The following is a 20,544-nucleotide window of genomic DNA, read 5'->3' as shown; positions in this document are numbered from 1 at the left end:
TAATGACACAAGCAAAGGAAGCCATAGAAGCGGTCAGTTGGCAGGAAAAGTCCGAGTGGTTCCAACAATGTCTACTACGTAATTATTATAATGCTGAGACTGGGATCATGAACCAATGGTATCCCAGAGAGTACAACGTTGCGGGGGAAAACTTTTATTATTGGTGGCAGGCTCATGTCATTGATATTTTAGTAGATGGTTATGAGCGTAGTGGAGATCCTATGTATTCCTTGAGAATTAAGGAGCTAAGTCAAAGTCTGCAAGCTTATAACGGGGGGACTTTCAGGCATAATTACTATGATGATATGGAATGGACAGCATTGGCGTTGCTGCGTGCTTATCGGGTTACAGGACATGAAGCCTATTTAAGTGCTGTGCTTGATCTATGGGAGGATATTAAGACGGCTTGGAATGAACAGTTGGGTGGAGGTCTGGCGTGGAAGAAGGATCAGCTCGATTATAAAAACACTCCTGCCAATGCACCTGCCGTTATCCTTGCAGCCCGGTTATATGAACTTTTTCATAAGCAAGAGGATCTGGAGTGGGCACTCCGTATCTATGAATGGAACAAGACATATTTAGTGGATTCTGCGACTGGTTTTGTGTGGGATGGGATGAATAGACGCGGGGATGGCCAGATCGATTACGATTGGGAGTTTACGTACTGTCAGGGAGTGTTTCTAGGCGCTGGCCTAGAGCTTTACAAGAATACGGGTAATGTTCATTACTTAGAAGATGCGAATCGAACGGCTAATACTTGTATTGATCGGTTATGTGATCCGGTTAATCTGATACTGCCTGATGAAGGCATTGATGATACGGGTTTGTTCAAGGGTATTCTGATTCGTTATTTGGTTCAGCTCTGTAAAGAATCTCCTGAAAATATCCGTATTCGTGAGGTCGTATTGGCCAATGCAATGCAGTTATGGGAAAAAGGTCTGGATAAACAACTGGGTCTGTGCAGTTCATCGTGGGAAGTGAAACCGGAGCTTCCGGTTCAGCTGAGCATTCAACTCAGCGGCTTGATGCTGCTGGAGGGTGCGGCGGCACTGGCGAACGAGTAGCATATAAAATATAAAGACACCTCAAGAGAGGTGTCTTTTTGTTGTGTGCGCCCAGCATGGGCGCTATCTATAGGGTTGAAGTCCCGAATGGCGAAGGCAGTAGTAGCCATTAGCTTAAGGCAAGGGTGTCCACCGCGAGGTGGAATCTGAAGGAAGCCAGCGGCAAATCTCCGGTCTGAGGAATACGAACTTCATACAAGGCTAACGTAGGCTGGATGAGGTTGCACAACAAACCAAAGTCCATACTGCCAAAGGCGTACGAGAGTAAATGAAGCAGATAGATGGAGGGGAAGATAGCGTTCTTACCTGGGGAGATCTGTGTGATAGGCGAGTATACTTCGTAACCCTACTTGTGAGAGTAGGCTGAGTGCACAGAAGTCAGCAGACGCCATAGTACGCAAGCTGTTGCAACAGCTGCGGAAGGGCTGAACATGGAATAGGATTTATACATCCAGGCGTTCAAGATGAGCGATGAATGCAGAAAAAAAAATCCGAAAGGACCTGACTGAAGAAGGAAACGGTGAATCCCGTGGGGGACTTCAGCAGGGCGGAGTTCATCTTTGGCACAAATGGAAGGTATAAATCACGTAAAGAGAGGTTAAAAAAAAAATGTTGGAGCAACTGCTATCACGGGAAAATCTTCTGCAAGCCTTAAAGCGTGTTGAAGCGAATAAAGGAAGTCATGGCGTAGATGGGATGTCCGTAAAATCCTTACGAGAACACATCGTACAAAACTGGCAGACCTTGCGGCATGCCATAGAAGAAGGAACCTATGAACCGAGCCCCGTGCGCCGAGTCGAAATCCCGAAACCCGGTGGCGGAGGTGTTAGGTTACTAGGAATACCTACCGTGACAGATCGAATGATCCAACAAGCAATCGCGCAGGTGTTAACTCCATTGTTTGATCCAGAGTTTTCCGACCATAGCTATGGATTCCGTCCGAAAAGACGAGGGCATGATGCGGTGAGGAAAGCTCGAACCTTTATGAAAGAAGGCTATCGATTCGTAGTCGACCTAGACTTGGAGAAATTCTTTGATCGCGTCAACCATGACCGACTGATGATGAAGATTTCGGAGAAAGTGGAGGACAAGAAAGTTCTCCTGCTTATCCGCAAATATCTTCAGTCAGGTGTGATGGAGAACGGGTTAGTAACCCCGACAACGGAAGGTGCCCCGCAAGGCGGTCCACTGAGTCCGTTATTATCTAACATTGTCCTAGATGAGCTCGACAAAGAACTCGAGAAACGTGGGCACCGCTTCGTTCGTTATGCGGATGATTGCAATATTTACGTGAAAACGCTAAGAGCAGGAGAGAGAGTCAAGACAACGGTCACCCGATTCATCGAGACGAGGCTAAAGCTGAAGGTGAACCAAGTAAAGAGCGCGGTAGACCGTCCCTGGAAACGAAAGTTTCTAGGATTTAGTTTTAGTGTGGACAAAGAACCAAAGGTGAGAATTGCGAAGCAATCCTTACAGAGAGTCAAGGTTCGAATACAGGAGATATCCTCTCGAAAGAGATCGATGAAGATGGAAGAGCGAATCAAGGAACTAAACCACTACCTCATGGGATGGTGCGGTTATTTCTCGCTGGCGGATACCCCAAGTACCTTTCGAGATATGGATAAATGGATACGAAGAAGGCTACGAATGTGCCTCTGGAAGCAGTGGAAGACCCCTAGAACCAAAGTCAAAAGACTTATATCCTTAGGGGTACCTAAGGATAAAGCCTATGAGTGGGGAAATACCCGAAAAGGGTATTGGCGAATTGCAGGGAGTCCAATTCTACAACATGTATTGAATAACCAATATTGGGAAGCCAATGGATTAAAGAGTGTATTGGACAGATACAACTCCTTACGGAATATTTCATGAACCGCCGTATATCGAACGGTACGTACGGTGGTGTGAGAGGTCGGGGGCTAGCCGCCCCCTCCTACTCGATTTGAATAACTATCTACAATTAGAAGATTCGATGCTTCCAGCCATTTAATTTAGCGATAGCCTCAATATAATAGTAGTCTCCATAGATCAGGGATACATCAATGAAGGAATCGCCACTGCCAGTTCCGTGCAATAAAATCGCTTCATGCTCCGGCTGCTCCCAGGTTGCGTAATTTTCAGTCAGTGAGCGCAGAATTCGCTCCGCTGCATTTGCATATAGACTTTTTTCGCCTAATGGTACGATATCTGCAAGCTCTAATAATCCTGAAGCGGCTATAGAGGCTGCAGAGCTATCTCGAAACATCCGTGTGTCATCCTCTAGGCGGAAATCCCAAAAAGGGACTTGATCCTCGGGTAAAGCAGAGATGAAATAATGTGCGATCCGTTTAGCAGTGTTCAGGAAACGTTCATCTCCAGTGTGGCGATAAGTATTGATGAAGCCGTACAGTCCCCAAGCCGTTCCACGGCTCCAAGAGGATTCAGCCGAGTAGCCTTGACCGCCAAAATTCTCAATATAAGCACCTGTCTCTGCATCAAAAGAAATAATATGTTTGGTGGATCCATCCTCACGTATGCCATATTGCATCGTCGTCTCGGCGTGGTTAATTGCAATATGCTTATAGCGGGGATCACCTGTCACTTTGCTGGCCCAGAACAGCAGGGAGATATTTAACATACAGTCGATAATTACCCAGCCGTATTTATCTTCATTCCATGCGCGGATGAATTTACCTACAGGATTATAGCGGGCAGCGAGGAAATTCGCCGCTTCAATTCCTCTGCGCAGGGCATCTTCGTCACCTGTAATTGTATGTTTGATTACAGCTGTCGGTAGGAATTGGAATCCCACATCGTGATGCATCTCAACCGTTGGTTTAATAAACCATTCCTCCAAGGTACCGTCCCAATGCCAAGCGGCCTCCTTGTAAAGGTCTTTTCCGGTCATATCATGCATGATCCAGAGGAGTCCAGGCCAGAACCCTGTAGTCCACCAGTCTGAACCAATATCATCAAATTTGCCATCTTTTCCGGCGAAATGCGGGCACTTATCACCGATCTGCTCTATCATACGTTCTACTTTTGTATCGAGTCTACCCATGATCTCTTGCCAATAAGGGTTTGTCATTGTTACTGCCTCCAGTGTATTTAGGATGTTATGAGTATAGCTTTCTAAAGCTCAGGAAAGTTGTGTTTTGATATAAGGAAATGTTTGATTATTGTCATGTTGTAACAGGCTTTTAATCTATAACTGACAAAATACAAACATTTCTGCATAACACATTAAAACTTTATCGGTGTTAGAAGCGATACAATCTAAATGAACAGGAGGATGGTAAAGTGGATGATTTACAAGTATATAAAGCACCTAAAGATTTCCCGGGACGTGAGGATTATAAGGTCAGAGTACGGCAGCCTGAAGGAGAATGGCATAGCTTGTTTATTTACGAGGTTAAGGTAGATATGCATGAGGTACGTCCTGCATCCATGGCTTATTTTGATCTGGAAGGTACAGTAGAAGTTGAAGTCACCTGTCTTTATACGGAGATTGATTGTGTGAACATTGCTCCGGCTTCGCGAGGGATCACTTACGAACATCATGGAAATACCATTTTGTTTAAACTAACGGGTCCGCAAAAGTTATCGATTGAGATCAACGGTGATATTTTTCGGAATCTGCATTTATTTACTAACCCTAAGGAGAAGGATGCCCCTCAACCAGAGGATGCTAATGTCTTAGTAGTCCAACCGGGTATACACCGGAAACCTGATCTTTTACGTCTGCTGGATAATACCGCTGCTGATCCTCGTGAAAAGAGGAAGGTGCTTTATTTCGCTCCGGGCACACATTATATAGAAGAAACAGTATTGCCGGTCCCTTCGGAAACCACGGTGTATCTTGCCGGAGGTTCAGTGCTTGTAGGTTCCTTGGTATGCGAGGGAGTTCATGATGTATCCATTCGTGGTCGCGGTGTAATTTATCTTGCGGATTTTCATCGATTCTCGGCCTTTCGAGGGATACGAATTGTTTTTTCACGATCTATAAATGTGGAAGGTATTACCGTGATTGATCCGCCACATTATAGCATTTTCATCGGGCAGTCTGAGCAGATTGTGATTGATAATTTCAAATCGTTTAGCACTCGCGGTTGGTCTGATGGCATTGATATCATGTCTAGTTCTGAGATTAGAATCCGGGATGTTTTTATGCGTAATTCTGATGATTGTATTGCTATCTATGGCTCAAGATGGGATTTTTATGGGGATACCCGCAATATTAGCGTTCGTGATTCTATTCTGTGGGCGGATGTTGCTCATCCATTGATGATTGGCACTCATGGTGACCATGAACGGAATGGTGACGTAATTGAGTCTATTGTTTTTGCGAATATTGATATCTTGAATCATCACGAACCGCAAGAGAATTATTGGGGGGCACTGGCGATTAATGCCGGGGATCGAAATAAGGTATGTAATGTTCTATATGAGAATATACGTGTGGAACGTATTGAGCAGGGGCAGCTAATTGATGTGCGAGTGGTCTATAACAAGGACTACAATCCAGAGCCGGGGACAAGCATCCGGGACATTACATTTCGAGACATCAGCTATAGCGGGACGGCCAACCCTTCACGAATTTATGGATATGACGAAGAGAGAGCTGTTGAAAATGTGACCTTTGTCAATTTAAGGTTCAATGGTGAACTGATGGACGCCCCCCGCCCAGAGCTGATAGATATTAATCATTTTGCTAAAAATATACTCTTCGTTACTGAAAAAAATACGGTTGTGTAGATTAGATCTAATTACTTTTTCTATATTTTAATGGAGTCGTCCCTAGGACTCTTTTGAACAGTTGATTGAAATAAGAGGCATTTGGAAAACCAACAGTGATTCCGATTTGCTCCACAGGCAGGTCTGTCGTTCCTAACAAGCGGCAGGCCTGTTTGATCCGGCGGGCAGTCAGATAATCAACAAGCCTTCCTCCGGTTTCCTGATGAAAGATTCTGGAGATATAGGATTTGGACAAGTGAATCTCCTCAGCCAACTGATTCAGATTAACCTCCTCATGATAATGCTCTTCGATAAAACTCATGATTTTCTCAGAATAGCGCAAGGTTCGCCGTTCTCCTGATTGGAATACATGCTGATCTTCAGTTCCTATACTGCTCAATAATTGAAGAATTAACAGTGAAATGTCTTCGGTATCCTCAGTCAGACTGACTTTTTTATTGTGATTATAATGCTCCAGAATCCACTCCACAGACTCAACGTGGTCCTTAAGATCAAAGGCACAATGTGTATTTTTTCCTTGCCAAAGCGCTGTGAATAAAGCCTTTCTTTTCGCAAAACCCTCCAGCAGGTGCTCAGCAACATGTGGATCAATGTAGAAGATGGTTCGTTCAAAAGGACACTCGGGAGAAACCTCAGAATAGATCCGGTGCAGCTGATAGGGCTGGAAAAAGAATAACATTCCCCTGCGAATATCGTACATCTGCTGATTCACAACAACGTTTCCCTGTCCGCCATACACGAACATGACTTCGCAGCATTGATGCCAGTGATAATAACCTTTGTAATAGTCGTCGGTATATATTTTATAATCCCAAATCAAGGTCTTGTGTTCTTCAAAAACAACAGGTTCGAACAACTGCTTCATAGGCCCTCCAAGATGACAAAATATAAACATTTTCTTATATCCCATTATAACTTTAATTATTATGAAAGCGATACAATAAATACGTTAAACTATGAAAAATCCGGTAGTGGAGGGTAACATTATGAAGCGAAAAATTGTTAATCCGGTGTTGGCAGGTTTTCATCCAGATCCGTCTTTTATTAGAGTAGGGGATGATTATTATATCGCAACATCTACTTTTGAATGGTTTCCAGGTGTAGAAATCCATCATTCCAAGGATCTAGTCCATTGGTATTCCATTTCACGTGTTCTGACAGAAGCCTCACAAGTAGATCTGCGTGGTAACGTAAGTTCTGGTTCCATTTGGGCACCAGCGCTTTCTTATGATCAAGGCGTGTTCTATCTGCTATTTACAGATGTGAAATCTCGCAAAAGTGTATATAAAGATCTGCATAACTATTTAATTACAGCGACTGATATCATGGGTCCGTGGAGTGAGCCGGTTAGACTTAATGGCAGCGGGTTTGATCCATTTTTGTTCCATGATCTGGACGGGACCAAATGGCTGCTTAATATGCGTTGGGATTTCCGTAAAAATCACAATAACTTCTCTGGCATCATTATGCAGGAATATGACCCGGAGACTGGCAAATTAACGGGACCTATCCATGAAATTTATAAAGGGACACCTATCGGAGTGACCGAAGGTCCGCAATTGTACCAGAAGGATGGGTACTATTACTTACTGACAGCTGAAGGGGGCACCGGCATCAACCATATGGTTACCTTAGCTAGAAGCCGAAGCCTCACAGGTCCTTATGAGACTGATCCGGATTTCCCGATTATGACCACGGCGCATGATCTGACCTACCCGTTTCAGCAAGCAGGTCATGGATCGCTCGTAGAGACTCAGAATGGGGACTGGTACATGGCACATTTATGCACACGTCCGATTCCGGGAACGTCAACGATGAATCCGTTAGGCCGGGAAACTGCTATTCAACGCTGTGAATGGACAGAGGATGGCTGGTTGCGATTGGCTCACGGAGGGAAGCTGCCTGCATTGGAGACAATGGCTCCTGAACTGCCTATATTCACTTTTGAGGAGCTGCCAAACAGAGATGATTTTGATGGAGAGGTTCTTGGATTTCCATACCAAAGCTTGCGTGTGCCCTTTGATGAATCTTGGGTTAGCTTGAAGGAACGCCCAGGGTTTCTTCGTCTGCGCGGTAGAGAGTCGTTAGCTTCACTGCATGATCAGAGCTTAATTGCCCGGCCGATTCAACATTTTGAATGCTCAGCTACAACCTGTCTGGAATTCGAGCCGGATAGCTTCCTGCAAATGGCTGGACTAGTCCTCTATTATGATGACAGTGATTACTATTATTTGCGTGTTACCGCAGATGAGATCCGTGGAACTAGTTTGGGCGTTGTGCTGTGTAGAGGTGGCAAATACGATGAGATTTCCTCTATGCAGCTATCTGTGAAGAATTGGGATCGTTATTATCTAAAGGCGGAAATTCATGGACGTGATCTGTTGTTTTATGCCTCTCCAGATGGGGTGAATTGGACAGCTGTCTGTACTCCCTTAGATTTTGGCACGCTTTCGGATGAATATGGCGGTAAGCTCGGCTTTACCGGTTCCTATGTCGGGGTATGTGCTCAGGATTTGGATCAGCAAGCGAAGCCGGCTTATTTTGACTATTTTGAATATAAAGCTTTATAGGTGTTCAAAAAAACCATAACATTCTTCATATTCTATTTTAGGATAAAATGTTAATTTTTACTTATCTTACATAGAAAGGGATGTTTGTGATTTTGAAAAAGACTTATAAAGTCGTATTAACCTGCACACTCTTGCTGAATCTGGCCCTGTCCTCTGCTGCAATGGCCGCACCCATCGACGTCGACGTGAGTAATTTGAAAGAAGTCCAAACTTCTGGACCGGAAAAGGCTTGGGTTGGAGAATGGAAAGGCGACGATACGATTATTGTGGACACACAAGGAAATGTTACTACTGTTGGAGAACTCAAAGAGTCTTCAAGCTTTGTGCCCCCAGCAGATGACAACCTTATAAATAATGAATTGTTGGCACCGGAGCTAATAACACCTACTTTTGAACCTGATTCTCCGCAAGCAACCCTATCTTCCGCTTATGGTCATGCATGGCCGTATACAGCCGAAAATAGCTATGGAATTAACTGTTATGGTTATGCCTTAAGATTTCCAGGGGCAATCAACCCTGGTGATGGAGACGGGGTCTCAAATGTCAGAGATCCTGCCTATTTTACTAATGTGTATTATACTGCTGGTCTTGTGGTTCAAGATGGCAATACGAATCCTTTATATTTTAAGCCAGGTTGGCGGATACTTCCGGGCCGAACTGCAGCGATTAATTCCGATGAACATCGTATTGCACTTAGAGTGGGGTGGATCGACTCAAATGGGAATGGTAAAGTCGATATTCCTGAGGATAACGTTGATTACCACTTCATGCTTCAAAATAGCTCAGGTCTATGGTCAGAGAAACATGGACATCAACCTTCTCAAAACACAGCAATTTCAGATCCTAGCAATTTCGTCTGGAGCAATGGCTCTCATTATGGTTTTTACAATAGCGTGACCGTTTATATTGCTGCAAAAATATTTTAGAATTTCATAAACATTACGTATGGAATAGCGATAGTCTTTTTTTGAAGATTATGGCTATTCTTTTTTAGTTTCGAATTGTTTATGGGATTCTGTATACACTTTTTAATTTTAGTATGATACAATTAAATTGTACACAAATTAAATAAAGGTGGTTATTTTGATGGTATGGGTAGCTAATATTATGGTCGGTGTTGTTGCGTTAATACATATCTATATTGTTTATTTAGAAATGTTCGCTTGGTCAAAGCCAAAAGGGCTTCGAGTCTTTGGAATGACACAGGAAGTTGCGGATGCTTCTAAAACTCTGGCCGCGAATCAAGGGTTATACAATGGATTTTTGGCGGCAGGTTTAATTTGGGGATTGGTTCATCCGAATGTAAATTTCGGCCATCAAATTGAAATCTTCTTCTTGGCAACAGTTATTGTGGCGGCATTATATGGCGGACTGACGGTGAAAAAGTCTATTTTGTTTATGCAAGGTCTTCCAGCTTTAATTGCATTAATCTTCGTGGTTTCGATTTAAGATAACATAGAAGTAGTGGACTTTAGTAGGGTTTCTACTCGCATACATGCGTGGTGGAAGCCTTTTTTGCGTAAGATCAAGAAATTATTGGGTAAGGAAATATGCTGGATTAAAAACAGGAATTATGGATGGTGTACCGAGAAACAACAGAGAAGTGGTAGATTAATATGTTTTAGGTAAAGGTGCGGCCTTTAGATAAGATGAAAGGGGGACTTTAGCAAACCTATTGCATGCTTGTGTGGGCTGAAAGAGTAGACGAAATGGCGTTTAATCTGAAAGTTCTAGACTTTAAAAGTAAAACCTTATCATAAAAAAGAGCTGCTTCCCAGCAGGGATCACCTGTCGGGAAACAGCTCTTTTTATGTGCTGGTTAAATGAGGATCTTATTTAATAGATGCTGTATAAATCGCTTCTACAGATTTGGAGAGGAGCGCGTTAAACTCTTCTTCTGATTGTCCAGCGCTTAGTCCCTGCGATAACGCACGTGAGAAGCTGGCAATCAACCCTTGATTATGGGCGAGCTTATCGTTTGCTTCTGCTTGTGTGTAACCGCCTGATAAAGCGACAATTCGCAAAACGTGAGGATCATCCATTAATTCGCGGTAGAAATTATTCTCCGTTGGAATGGAGAGCTTAAGCATGACCTTCACGTCTTTGCCCAGCGTAGACAATTGGGCCGATAGTTCTTCTTTTAGCAGCTTCTCTGAAGCTGTTTTATCAGCAGTGTGGATATCAGCTTCCGGTTCGATAATAGGAACGAGTCCCGCTGCTAAAATCTGCTTGCCGATTTCAAACTGCTGTTCTACCACCTTTTTTATACCGGCAGGGTTAGCCTCTTTAATCACCGAGCGCATTTTTGTACCGAAGATGTTACGTTCGTTGGCCCGCTTCAGAAGATCATTCAAGCCGGGAATAGGCTTCATTAGTTGTACTCCGTCCTCAGGGTCGGCAAGCCCTTTATCGATTTTCAGGAAAGGCACAATCCCTTTTTTCTCCCATAGAAAATCGGCAGTATATTGACCGTCTATAGAACGATCCATTGTGTTCTCAAATAAGATTGCACCCAGTATATGCTTAGAATCAAATGCAGGGCTCTTGATAATGCGCGTTCTCATCTCGTGAACCAACCCATACATTTGATCTTCATTAGAGTAACTGTCCTCTGCAACACCATATTGCAGCAGCGCTTTTGGTGTACTGCCACCACTTTGATCCAAGGCAGCTATAAATCCCTGTCCCGTCCGAATTCGTTCCCATTGCTCCATATTCATGAAAATTCTCCTTCCTTTCGTGAACTGAATGAAAATTCTTATGTTCATTAACTATAACACTTAATGTACCGGCTCTAAACAAATGGCATTGTAAACTTGGCAGGTAACTAGTTCGTCATGAGTAGTTTTGAATCTGCGATATAAGGACTTCTGGGTCCGGCTGTTCTATGAGGATGACGTGGTATCGACGTGTGTGGTCTTCTGAGTCCGGATTAGCCAAGATAGACGATACTACATCATCGTTCGGACTGTATTGCAGCTATTTGGTGTTTTTGGAGCATTATTCAGAAGTATCGGACCGCAAAGCTCTTATTGCCAAGTTTTTGCTCCAAAGAAGAGTGGATTTGGTCGAATAGCTGCATCCGAGTCCGATAGCAGGGCAACATGGCCTAAATCTGCGAAATAGCGTCTCCTGAGTCCGGACCGTCGATGGCGAGGACGAGTAGCCTCAGCAGACGATTAAGAATCGACATATAGCGTCATCTGAGTCCGGATTAGCCAAGATAGACGATACTACATCATCGTTCGGACTGTATTGCAGCTATTTGGTGTTTTTGGAGCATTTTTCAGGAGTATCGGACCGCATAGCTCTTATTGCCAAGTTTTTGCTCCAAAGAAGAGTATATTTGGTCGAATAGCTGCATCTGAGTCCGATAGCATGGCGAAATGGGCTAAATCTGCGAAATAGCGTCTCCTGAGTCCGGACTTTCGATGGCGAGGACGGTAGCCTCAGCAGACGATTAAGATCGACGTATAGCGTCATCTGAGTCCGAACCCATAGTTAGTGTGGACATAAAGCCTCAACTGACGAGTACGAATCGACGTCTGAGGTCACCTGAGTCCGGACTAGCCAAGATTGACGATAATACACACCGTAACGGACTGTATTGCAGCTATTTAGTGTTATTGGAACATTTTTCAGAAGTTTCGGACCGCATAGCTCTTATTGGCAAGTTCTTGCTCCAAAGAGGCGTACATTTGGTCGGATAGCTGCATCTGAGTCCGATAGCATGGCGAAATGGGCTAAATCTGCGAGATAGCGTCTCCTGAGTCCGGACCATACATGGTGTGGAGATAAAGCCTCGGCATACGCGTGCGAATCGACGTTTGAGGTCAACTAAGTCCGACTAGCCACTATTGACGATACTACATCATCGTTCGGACTGTATTGCAGCTATTTGGTGTTTTTGGAGCATTTTTCAGGAGTATCGGACCGCATAGCTCTTATTGCCAAGTTTTTGCTCCAAAGAGGCGTACATTTGGTCGAATAGCTGCATCTGAGTCCGATAGTATGGCGAAATGACCTAAATCTGCGAAATAGCGTCTCCTGAGTCCGGACCATACATGGTGTGGAGATAAAGCCTCGGCAGATGAGTAAGCATCGACGTATAATGTCACCTGAGTCCGAACCCATAGTTAGTGTGGGCATACAGCCTCGGTTGATGAGAACGAATCGACGTTTGAGGCCACCTGAGTCCGTCCCCTCCATGGTGTGGACATGCAGCCAACGCAGACGAGTGAGAATCGACGAATAAGGTCTTGTTAGGTCCGATCTCGCAGCAGTCGGAGATGCGGGCAAACATAAATGTTACTCCAAGCAGAAACTAAAGACGCTCTATGCGAACTTTAAAGTGATCCCCCAAAGCGCACACCTAGCAAACTTCAAGACATTCACAGGGTTCACCTAGCAAACCTCAACTCGTTCCCAAAGGTACTCTTTACAACATATTGTCCTCTTGGGAGACTCCAAGTCATTCCGAAATGCTGAGTGAAAATTCCTTCGAAGTATTCTCTGATAATATTCCTCGAAGTAGTCACTTTTTATGCTTAATTCCCAAACTTGGAATCAAATCGCATAGTCTTCTTCGAGGCGCGCCAGACCAATCCAGTCAATTACTTAAAGTTAGTTTGAAACACAGTGGAAGGATGATCACATTTAGGCGACTGGGAATTTTGATCATGTTATAAACAGCTTTGTATGAAGAATTTTAAATCAGAGTGTGTAAAGTTAGAGCACCTAAACCCATGCTGGGAGCGGGTTGTTAACTTGCTCGCGGATTATTTCCTAGTAATTTAATATGAATAATCCAATAAGATAATTGGTGTGACATTAATCATAATTACCAATTTGAAGCTTTGTGAAAATAATAACTTTTCGTAAATGTCGAAATGAGGTTGACGAATAAAAATATCAGTCGTATGATTGATTCTACTGAGTATGCTAGTAATTAAAAGTAAGTTAATAAATAATATATAATAGCGGGAGGAATGAAAGTGGAATCATCAACATTTGTGCTTTTTGGCGCTACAGGAGATTTAGCAAAACGTAAAATCTATCCTGCACTATATAACCTCTTTTTAGATGGTCAAATTTCAGGTCCTCTCTCAGTGATTGGATTAGGAAGAAGAGAAGTTTCAACTGAAGCTTTCCGTAAGCAAGTCCTGCAATCTTTGCAGACATTTTCTAGACAACCGGCAGTAGAATCTCCACAGTTGCAGGTTTTCTTAGAAGCTTTTGAATATAGCGTTCTAGATGTAGGTAATACAGAAGATTATTTTAAGCTACTGGAGCACGTTAAACGTCGTGAGCAATTTTTTAACATTCCGGAGAATCGGATGTTCTATTTATCGGTGGGTCCTGAGTTTTTCAAGGAAATTGCCGCCAATATTCACTCCAGTGGTCTGGGATCGACGAAGGGCTGGAAGCGTCTGATTATTGAGAAGCCTTTTGGTACAGACTTGCAAACAGCAAGAGAGTTAAATGACAGCTTGAATGCCGTATTTGCAGAAGAAGAGATTTTCCGAATTGACCATTTCTTGGGTAAACCAATGGTTCAGAATCTGGAAGTTCTAAAATATTCAAATCCTGTACTTAGAGCACTGTGGAAAAATCGTTATATCGCAAATGTGCAAATTACGGCGAGTGAGATTGTTGGCGTTGAAGAACGGGCAGGCTATTATGATAAAGCTGGGGCACTTCGTGATATGTTCCAGAACCATATGCTGCAATTGCTCATGATGATGGCGATGCAGCTTCCAAAAGGCAGTACACCTGAAGAGATCCGCGGGAAGAAAAGATATGTCATGGAGCGCCTCATTCCGTTAAGTAAAGACGAGGTTAATCAATACGTTGTCCGCGGACAATATGCTGAAGGTGAAATTAAAGGTAAATCTGTTGCAGGATACTTAGATGAACCAGGAATTAGCCAATCCTCACAAAATGAGACGTTTATTGCAGCGCGTTTGTTTATAGATGATCCATTGTGGAATGAAGTTCCGTTCTATATCCGTACCGGCAAGAGAATGAAAGAGAAATCAACAAGAATTGTTATAGAATTTAAAGAACCGTTTAATGATAACAATAACAAAAATAAAGGGAATGACGTTCCAAATCTACTCATCATCGAGATCGGTCCAAATGAAGCCATTACGCTTCAGTTGAATACGAAGGATCAGCTGCAAAAAGGGAAACTTGAACCTGTCCTCGCTACTTATGAAGCCGGAACTTCAGACGTACCAGAAGCTTACGAAAATCTGATCTTTGATGCGCTTCGTGGTGACGCCACTTTCTTCGCTCACTGGAAAGAAGTCGAGCTGTCATGGCAATGGGTTACACCAATCCAGGAAGCTATGGAGGAGGGGCTAATGCCACTTCATACCTATGCTTCAGGTTCTTATGGTCCAAATGCGGCTATGGAGCTTTTGGGTGAAGACCGCTGGTGGTTTGATGATGCAGATCAGGAGTCAGATGTTCTCGACGCTCAAGCAGAAGTTGCAGCAGCGCAGGAATCTATACGGCCAGGGGCTTAAGCCCCTGCCTGTTTTTTTTGCCAATTTAGCTAAAATACATCATAAGAATCTATAAATCGGAGGGAATTTACATGAAAGTAGGATTAGTTGGGTTAGGAAAAATGGGTTTTAATTTGGGTCAAAATTTGCTGGATCATGGACATGAGGTTGTTGCTTTTGATCTGAATGCACCTGCTGTAGAAGAAATGAAAGCTAAAGGCGCTAGTGGAGCAGTTACGCTTCCTGAATTGGTGCAGCAATTGGAAACGCCAAGAATCATTTGGATCATGGTTCCGCATCAGGTCGTTGATTCTGTAATCGCTGAACTCACTCCACAGTTGTCTAAAGGTGATATCGTTATTGAAGCAGGAAACTCGCATTATAAGGAATCGATTCGTCGGTATGAGGAATTGAAGGAGCACGGAATTCACTTTATGGATGCAGGTACCTCTGGTGGTATGGAAGGGGCGCGTAATGGCGCTTGTTACATGGTTGGCGGAGATCCCGAAGCTTGGGAGGTTGTGGAGCCTATTTTCCGTGATACAGCTGTAGAAAGCGGCTTTTTATATGCTGGTAAAGCAGGTAGCGGCCATTTTCTAAAAATGGTGCATAACGGTATCGAATACGGCATGATGGCTGCGATCGGTGAAGGTTTTGAGGTTCTGGAAAAGAGTGAATTTGACTACAACTTTGAGGAAGTAGCTCGGGTGTGGAATCACGGCTCTGTAATCCGTTCGTGGCTGATGGAACTGGTGGAACGTGCCTTCTCGAAAGACGCTAAACTAGATGAGATCAAGGGCATTATGCATTCGTCTGGTGAAGGCAGATGGACGCTTGAAACCGCCTTTGATTTACAAGCAGCGACTCCGGTCATCGCAATGGCGTTATTGATGCGTTACCGTTCCCTTGAGACCGACACATTCACTGGTAAAGTAGTTGCTGCACTGCGGAACGAGTTCGGCGGACATGCTGTGGAAACTAAATAAAATTGGCCGACTCTGAATTGAGTGTTTACAAGCTCGAATTTCTCGCAATTTATGTTGCGGAGAAATTTGGGCTTTTTATTTTAGGGGGAATAGATAATGGGAAGTATAGATGGAGTACGAATTTAATGCAGTTTACATATTTTAGGGGTAGAAGGGGAAGTTAGGAAGCAAGGGGGAGATTTCATGCAAAGTGGAATTCGTGAGCGACTTCATTTTCTAAATAAATTTCTGCATGCGCCCCGACAATATGGTAGTGTGACTCCCAGTTCACATTGGCTGGCCCAGAAGTTGCTTGATCCAGTGCCTTGGAACCAAGTGCATTCTATGGCTGAGTTAGGTGCGGGGACTGGTGCAATCACAAGGTTTATTCCGCGTGGAGAAAAGACCGGTATGAATGTTTTTCTGTTTGAAATAGATCCTGATTTTCGCAGGCAATTAAGAGAGGAATTCCCCGGATGTTTCTGCAACAACGATTGTCTCCGGCTGCGTCTTGCGCTTCATAACAGCAGTCTGGAGAAGCTGGATTGTATCGTGAGTAGTTTGTCTTTGATGAATTTCTCGAAGCCAGACCGCACTAGGTTTATGGAACAGATCATTTCTTCTTTAAAAGAAGGAGGGTGGTTTATAACCTATGAATATTTTCCGCGGATGAAAACAGAGTTGAGCCAGCATTTTGAGATCCTACACACGAAGTGGGTGCTGCTGAATTTTCCGCCAGCGCTTGTATATATTTGCAGGAAAAAAACCACAACGCAAGTGCAACGCGAAAATCCCAAATCAACAGTCAACGTAGTCCCAATCTCTCAGGTTTATACAAAAAGATAATCATCTTTATACAACAAATGCCGTCACCCATTACTCATTGGGGAACGGCATTTTTAATTGGGCACCGAAGGCATTTGAGCCCGATCAATAGAGAAGCTCAATATTCTCTTTGTTCAGGCGCTTCAACCAAGCCTCAGAAGGCTGGCGGTCTGTGATCAAAAAGTCGATTTGGCCAAGCTCGATCAGCTTCGTAAAGGCGGTCTTATCGAATTTGGTGTGATCGGCCAGGAGTATGACCTTGTTAGCTTGACGTAGCATATATTTCTTGAGCTCACACTCCGGTTCATTAGAATCTGTGATGCCTCGCTCCATATCAATTCCTTTACAACTGATAACCGCAGTGTCCACATTGTATCTTTGAATGGTGTCATGTGCTACAGGACCCACGAGTGACATGGATCGGTAACGTAAAGAACCACCGGTAGAGATGATATCCATCCCTGAATTCGAGAACTCATGCAAAATATTAATCGAGTTCGTGATAATGGTCAGATTGTTTTTATTGCCAAGCAGTTTTAGAAACTCAAAGGCTGTGGAGCTAGGATCCACCATTAACGTATCTCCATCATTGATTAAATCGAGCGCCTTGAGGGCGATTCCCCGTTTGATATCTGTATTCAGCGCATTGCGTGTAACAAAAGGCAAATCCTCGTTCGTGTGACGATTCAGCATGGCCCCGCCATAGGTTCGGCTCAGAATGCCATCCTTCTCCAGCTTCTCCAAATCTCTGCGTATCGTCTCTTCTGTAACTTCAAACATCCGGCTTAGATCAGAGACTAATACTCGTTTATCCTGATGAACAAGATCTATTATTTTTTTGCGTCTTTCAGCTGCAAGCATAGGGATCACCTTTCCGAAATCTGTATATTCCTTAATCATAGCTCCAAATATCTGTGTTTTGCAATAAAATCAACGTAGAATCATGTTTGTTTTCCAATAATATTCACAAAACGGATATAAAACAAACAAAAACAACATAAATAATATTTAAAATGTTGACAACAAAGATTCGCAGGCATACGATGAAGGAGAAAAGAAGTCCTGTAGTGGTAATTAGATTTGAAAGATACCAGAGCCGGCCCAGTTGCGATTCAGAGGCCAGCCTGAGGCGCTGCAGCCGGAATACTACGCTCTAGCTTGCAGAGTTGTGTGTAAAACTTTGGTGTTGATAAATTAACTTTAGGAGGCTGGTCAAGCAATGAGCACGCATGTGTATTATGTTCCATCGATCAATATTATGGGCAAGGGATGCTTGCAGGAGATTGGTCCATACATCCAAGAACTTAAATTAAAAAAGGCACTTGTAGTTACGGACAAATTCCTTATGAAAAGTGGCATTGCTGGTAAATTGCTGGCGGTATTGGACGAAGCGGGGATTGAATATGCCATCTATGATGAAGTGAAACCCAATCCGACCTGTAAAAATGTCCACGATGGCGTTGATTATCTCAAGTCGCAGAATTGTGATTATCTGATTTCCATCGGCGGTGGATCACCACAGGATACTGCCAAAGCCATTGGTATCATTGCCACAAATGGCGGTCATATCAAAGAATATGAAGGTGTACACAAGTCTAAGCATAAATCACTGCCGATTGTCGCCGTGAATACCACTGCTGGTACTTCGGCTGAAGTGACCATTAACTATGTAATCACAGACGAAGATCGCAAAGTGAAGATGGTTATGGTAGATAAAAACAGCCTTGCGACGATTTCAGTCAACGATCCTGAGCTTATGGTTGATAAACCAGCTGCACTTACCGCGGCCACGGGTATGGATGCACTGACTCATGCGATTGAAGCGTTGGTGACGCCAGGAGCTTATCCGGTAACTGATGCTACGGCACTAGCCGCAGTGGAGCTAATTTTTGCTAACATGGCTCGTACTGTGAAGAATGGCCATGATATCGAAGCGCGTGAACAGATGGTATACGCGATATTCCTTGGCGGATTGGCTTTCAATAATGCGGGGCTTGGTTATGTGCATGCGATGGCGCATCAGCTGGGCGGCGTATACGATCTGCCGCACGGCGTATGTAACGCGATGCTGCTGCCTTTTGTGGAAGAAGAAAATGCCAAATATGTGCCTGAGAAATTCAGATCCATTGCTAAAGCGATTGGACTTAATGTAGAGAACCAAACGGATAAACAATGCGCGGATTTCGTAATTGAGTCGATCAAGGCGTTGTCTAAAGAAGTAGGGATTCCAGCCAAATTATCCGAGCTTGGTGTAGAAGAAGTAGATCTTGATCTTCTGGCTGAAAATTCGATGAAGGATGCTTGTGCACCAGGTAACCCTTTTATTCCTACTAAAGAAGAAGTTATTACACTGTTCAAAAAAATATTATAAATCACCCCTTATCATAGGAGATTGTTTATGAATAATCACATCGCCGTTGACATCGGTGCCTCAAGTGGGCGGTTGGTGCGCGGAATATTGCAAGAAGGTATTCTTTCCTTAGAAGAGCTTCATCGCTTTAGTAATAGCTTTACGGAACAAGAGGGTTCCTGTTTCTGGGACATTGATTATTTAGTAGAGCAGATTATGATCGGGCTTCAGAAGGCTAAAACCGATGGAATTACTACCTGTACGCTCGGTATTGATACATGGGGTGTAGATTATGTGCTGGTAGATGCGGACGGGAATCGTGTTCAGGAAGTATACGCCTACCGGGACCGCAGAACGGATCTGGCTGTGGATCTGGTGGCAAAGCAGCTTTCACCACAAACCGTCTATGAAAAGACAGGAATCCAGCAGTTATCCATCAATACCTTGAATCAGTTATATGTTCATAATGAAGAAGAGTTAGCGCAAGCGGATCAAATTTTACTTGTACCAGATTATCTATATTACCGACTGACTGGCCGCAAGATCAATGAGGTTACTATTGCATCTACAACACAGCTGTTGAATCTGGAAAGCCGGGATTTTGACGATGACCTATTAGAATTCTTGAATATCAGGAAAGATCAATTTTCAAAATTAACTGAGCCTGGTGTAGTGGTTGGTCCTCTTGACGAAGCTTTAATCCAACAATATGACCTGCCAGAATGCCAACTGATCTGTGTGGCTTCCCATGATACGGCCTCAGCAGTGCTAGGTGCTCCACTTCAAGAAGGCTCAGCTTATATCAGCAGTGGAACTTGGTCTTTACTCGGTGTAGAAAGAACGGAGCCTCTAAATTCTCTACAAGCCATGCAGGCCAACTACACCAATGAGTGGGGAGCCTACGGAACTTATAGATTCCTCAAAAATGTAATGGGCTTATGGCTTATTCAAGAGGTTCGCAGATTACTGAACAATTGTTATAGTTTTGCGGAGCTTGCAGAGCTTGCGCAGGGAGAAGAGGGGTTTCGTAGCCTCATCCCTTGTAATGCACCAAGGTTTCTAAATCCATCCAACATGATAGAAGAAATCCGCAGTGCCTGTATGGAGAGTGGGCAGCCCGTTCCGGAGACACCTGGACAGTTAGCACGTTGTGTTTTTGACAGCTTGGCGTTATCCTATCTAACTTATTTGGAAGAGTTGGAGGAGCTGACAGAACGTCGGATCGAGGGGTTGCAAATTGTCGGCGGAGGGGCGAACAATCGGCTTTTATGCCAACTAACAGCTGACGTTATCGGCAGGGAAGTAAAGGCTGGACCAACGGAAGCGACTGCTCTAGGAAATATAGTAGTGCAGATGATTAGCGCAGATTCCATTGCAGACATAACTGAGGCAAGAGCTATTATCGAACAATCTTTTGAAATAACATCCTACATTCCGCAGCCGATCAAGCATTTTGATAACATTCTAAATCGCTGGAGAAGTCTTCATCTGTCCAAGGTGAATGAGCTTATCTAAGCGAAACAGACA

The 20,544-nt window shown here is 43.7% G+C and carries 17 protein-coding genes; 12 read left to right on the top strand and 5 right to left on the bottom strand.

Annotation, left to right across the window (positions count from 1 at the left end):
- Positions 1 to 2: 2 nt before the first annotated feature.
- Positions 3 to 1,064, top strand: a complete 1,062-nt coding sequence (locus tag MHH86_RS17730) for a glycoside hydrolase family 76 protein (protein WP_036688082.1) — start codon at positions 3 to 5, stop codon at positions 1,062 to 1,064.
- A gap of 109 nt (positions 1,065 to 1,173) precedes the next feature.
- On the opposite strand, the gene MHH86_RS17725 is transcribed toward MHH86_RS17730, so the two are convergent.
- Positions 1,174 to 1,308, bottom strand: coding sequence for a hypothetical protein (locus MHH86_RS17725; protein WP_256720279.1), 135 nt, complete (start codon positions 1,306 to 1,308; stop codon positions 1,174 to 1,176).
- Positions 1,309 to 1,673: 365 nt separating this feature from the next.
- Here MHH86_RS17725 and ltrA point away from each other — a divergent pair, with 365 nt between their 5' ends.
- Complete coding sequence (ltrA, locus tag MHH86_RS17720) at positions 1,674 to 2,936, top strand: group II intron reverse transcriptase/maturase (RefSeq protein ID WP_076317345.1); 1,263 nt, start codon at positions 1,674 to 1,676, stop codon at positions 2,934 to 2,936.
- Between the two features lie 88 nt (positions 2,937 to 3,024).
- Here the strand turns inward: ltrA and MHH86_RS17715 are convergent, their stop codons facing one another.
- The gene (locus tag MHH86_RS17715) at positions 3,025 to 4,131 is read right to left on the bottom strand and encodes a glycoside hydrolase family 88 protein (RefSeq protein ID WP_051491557.1); all 1,107 of its coding nucleotides are present in this window, start codon (positions 4,129 to 4,131) and stop codon (positions 3,025 to 3,027) included.
- A gap of 212 nt (positions 4,132 to 4,343) precedes the next feature.
- Between MHH86_RS17715 and MHH86_RS17710 the strand changes: the two genes are divergently transcribed.
- Complete coding sequence (locus MHH86_RS17710) at positions 4,344 to 5,798, top strand: glycosyl hydrolase family 28 protein (protein WP_339825504.1); 1,455 nt, start codon at positions 4,344 to 4,346, stop codon at positions 5,796 to 5,798.
- 7 nt (positions 5,799 to 5,805) lie between these two features.
- On the opposite strand, the gene MHH86_RS17705 is transcribed toward MHH86_RS17710, so the two are convergent.
- Entirely contained in the window at positions 5,806 to 6,663 is an 858-nt protein-coding gene (locus MHH86_RS17705) for an AraC family transcriptional regulator (protein WP_076100068.1), read from the bottom strand.
- Between the two features lie 121 nt (positions 6,664 to 6,784).
- Here MHH86_RS17705 and MHH86_RS17700 point away from each other — a divergent pair, with 121 nt between their 5' ends.
- The 3 genes from MHH86_RS17700 to MHH86_RS17690 all read left to right on the top strand — a co-directional run bounded on the left by MHH86_RS17700 (position 6,785) and on the right by MHH86_RS17690 (position 9,817).
- A complete protein-coding gene (locus tag MHH86_RS17700; protein WP_076275424.1) occupies positions 6,785 to 8,368 on the top strand; it encodes a glycoside hydrolase family 43 protein in 1,584 nt (527 codons plus the stop codon).
- Between the two features lie 92 nt (positions 8,369 to 8,460).
- On the top strand, positions 8,461 to 9,294 hold the full coding sequence (locus tag MHH86_RS17695) for a hypothetical protein (RefSeq protein ID WP_036688074.1): 834 nt from the start codon (positions 8,461 to 8,463) through the stop codon (positions 9,292 to 9,294).
- Between the two features lie 160 nt (positions 9,295 to 9,454).
- A complete protein-coding gene (locus tag MHH86_RS17690; protein ID WP_341144534.1) occupies positions 9,455 to 9,817 on the top strand; it encodes a DUF1304 domain-containing protein in 363 nt (120 codons plus the stop codon).
- Positions 9,818 to 10,200: 383 nt separating this feature from the next.
- Here the strand turns inward: MHH86_RS17690 and MHH86_RS17685 are convergent, their stop codons facing one another.
- A complete protein-coding gene (locus tag MHH86_RS17685; RefSeq protein ID WP_341144533.1) occupies positions 10,201 to 11,088 on the bottom strand; it encodes a fructose bisphosphate aldolase in 888 nt (295 codons plus the stop codon).
- A 173-nt stretch (positions 11,089 to 11,261) separates the two neighbouring features.
- On the opposite strand from MHH86_RS17685, the gene MHH86_RS17680 reads away from it, so the two are divergent.
- The 4 genes from MHH86_RS17680 to MHH86_RS17665 all read left to right on the top strand — a co-directional run bounded on the left by MHH86_RS17680 (position 11,262) and on the right by MHH86_RS17665 (position 16,688).
- A complete protein-coding gene (locus MHH86_RS17680; RefSeq protein ID WP_143763725.1) occupies positions 11,262 to 11,444 on the top strand; it encodes a hypothetical protein in 183 nt (60 codons plus the stop codon).
- 1,918 nt (positions 11,445 to 13,362) lie between these two features.
- Positions 13,363 to 14,898: a glucose-6-phosphate dehydrogenase gene (gene zwf, locus MHH86_RS17675; RefSeq protein WP_036688070.1), complete on the top strand. Its 1,536-nt coding sequence runs from the start codon at positions 13,363 to 13,365 to the stop codon at positions 14,896 to 14,898.
- A 71-nt stretch (positions 14,899 to 14,969) separates the two neighbouring features.
- Positions 14,970 to 15,863, top strand: a complete 894-nt coding sequence (gene gnd / locus MHH86_RS17670) for a phosphogluconate dehydrogenase (NAD(+)-dependent, decarboxylating) (RefSeq protein WP_036688068.1) — start codon at positions 14,970 to 14,972, stop codon at positions 15,861 to 15,863.
- A 183-nt stretch (positions 15,864 to 16,046) separates the two neighbouring features.
- Complete coding sequence (locus MHH86_RS17665) at positions 16,047 to 16,688, top strand: methyltransferase (RefSeq protein WP_076275408.1); 642 nt, start codon at positions 16,047 to 16,049, stop codon at positions 16,686 to 16,688.
- An 84-nt stretch (positions 16,689 to 16,772) separates the two neighbouring features.
- On the opposite strand, the gene MHH86_RS17660 is transcribed toward MHH86_RS17665, so the two are convergent.
- Positions 16,773 to 17,528 carry a DeoR/GlpR family DNA-binding transcription regulator gene (locus MHH86_RS17660; protein ID WP_076275415.1) on the bottom strand — a complete coding sequence of 252 codons (756 nt, stop codon included), beginning with the start codon at positions 17,526 to 17,528 and terminating at the stop codon, positions 16,773 to 16,775.
- Positions 17,529 to 17,886: 358 nt separating this feature from the next.
- On the opposite strand from MHH86_RS17660, the gene MHH86_RS17655 reads away from it, so the two are divergent.
- The gene (locus MHH86_RS17655) at positions 17,887 to 19,038 is read left to right on the top strand and encodes an iron-containing alcohol dehydrogenase (protein ID WP_076275409.1); all 1,152 of its coding nucleotides are present in this window, start codon (positions 17,887 to 17,889) and stop codon (positions 19,036 to 19,038) included.
- Positions 19,039 to 19,065: 27 nt separating this feature from the next.
- Complete coding sequence (gene rhaB / locus MHH86_RS17650) at positions 19,066 to 20,532, top strand: rhamnulokinase (RefSeq protein WP_076275410.1); 1,467 nt, start codon at positions 19,066 to 19,068, stop codon at positions 20,530 to 20,532.
- Positions 20,533 to 20,544: the final 12 nt, after the last annotated feature.

This window comes from Paenibacillus sp. FSL F4-0097, assembly GCF_038593125.1.
GTDB classification, from domain to species: domain Bacteria; phylum Bacillota; class Bacilli; order Paenibacillales; family Paenibacillaceae; genus Paenibacillus_AQ; species Paenibacillus_AQ odorifer.
This window is presented reverse-complemented; position numbering and strand designations above follow the sequence as displayed.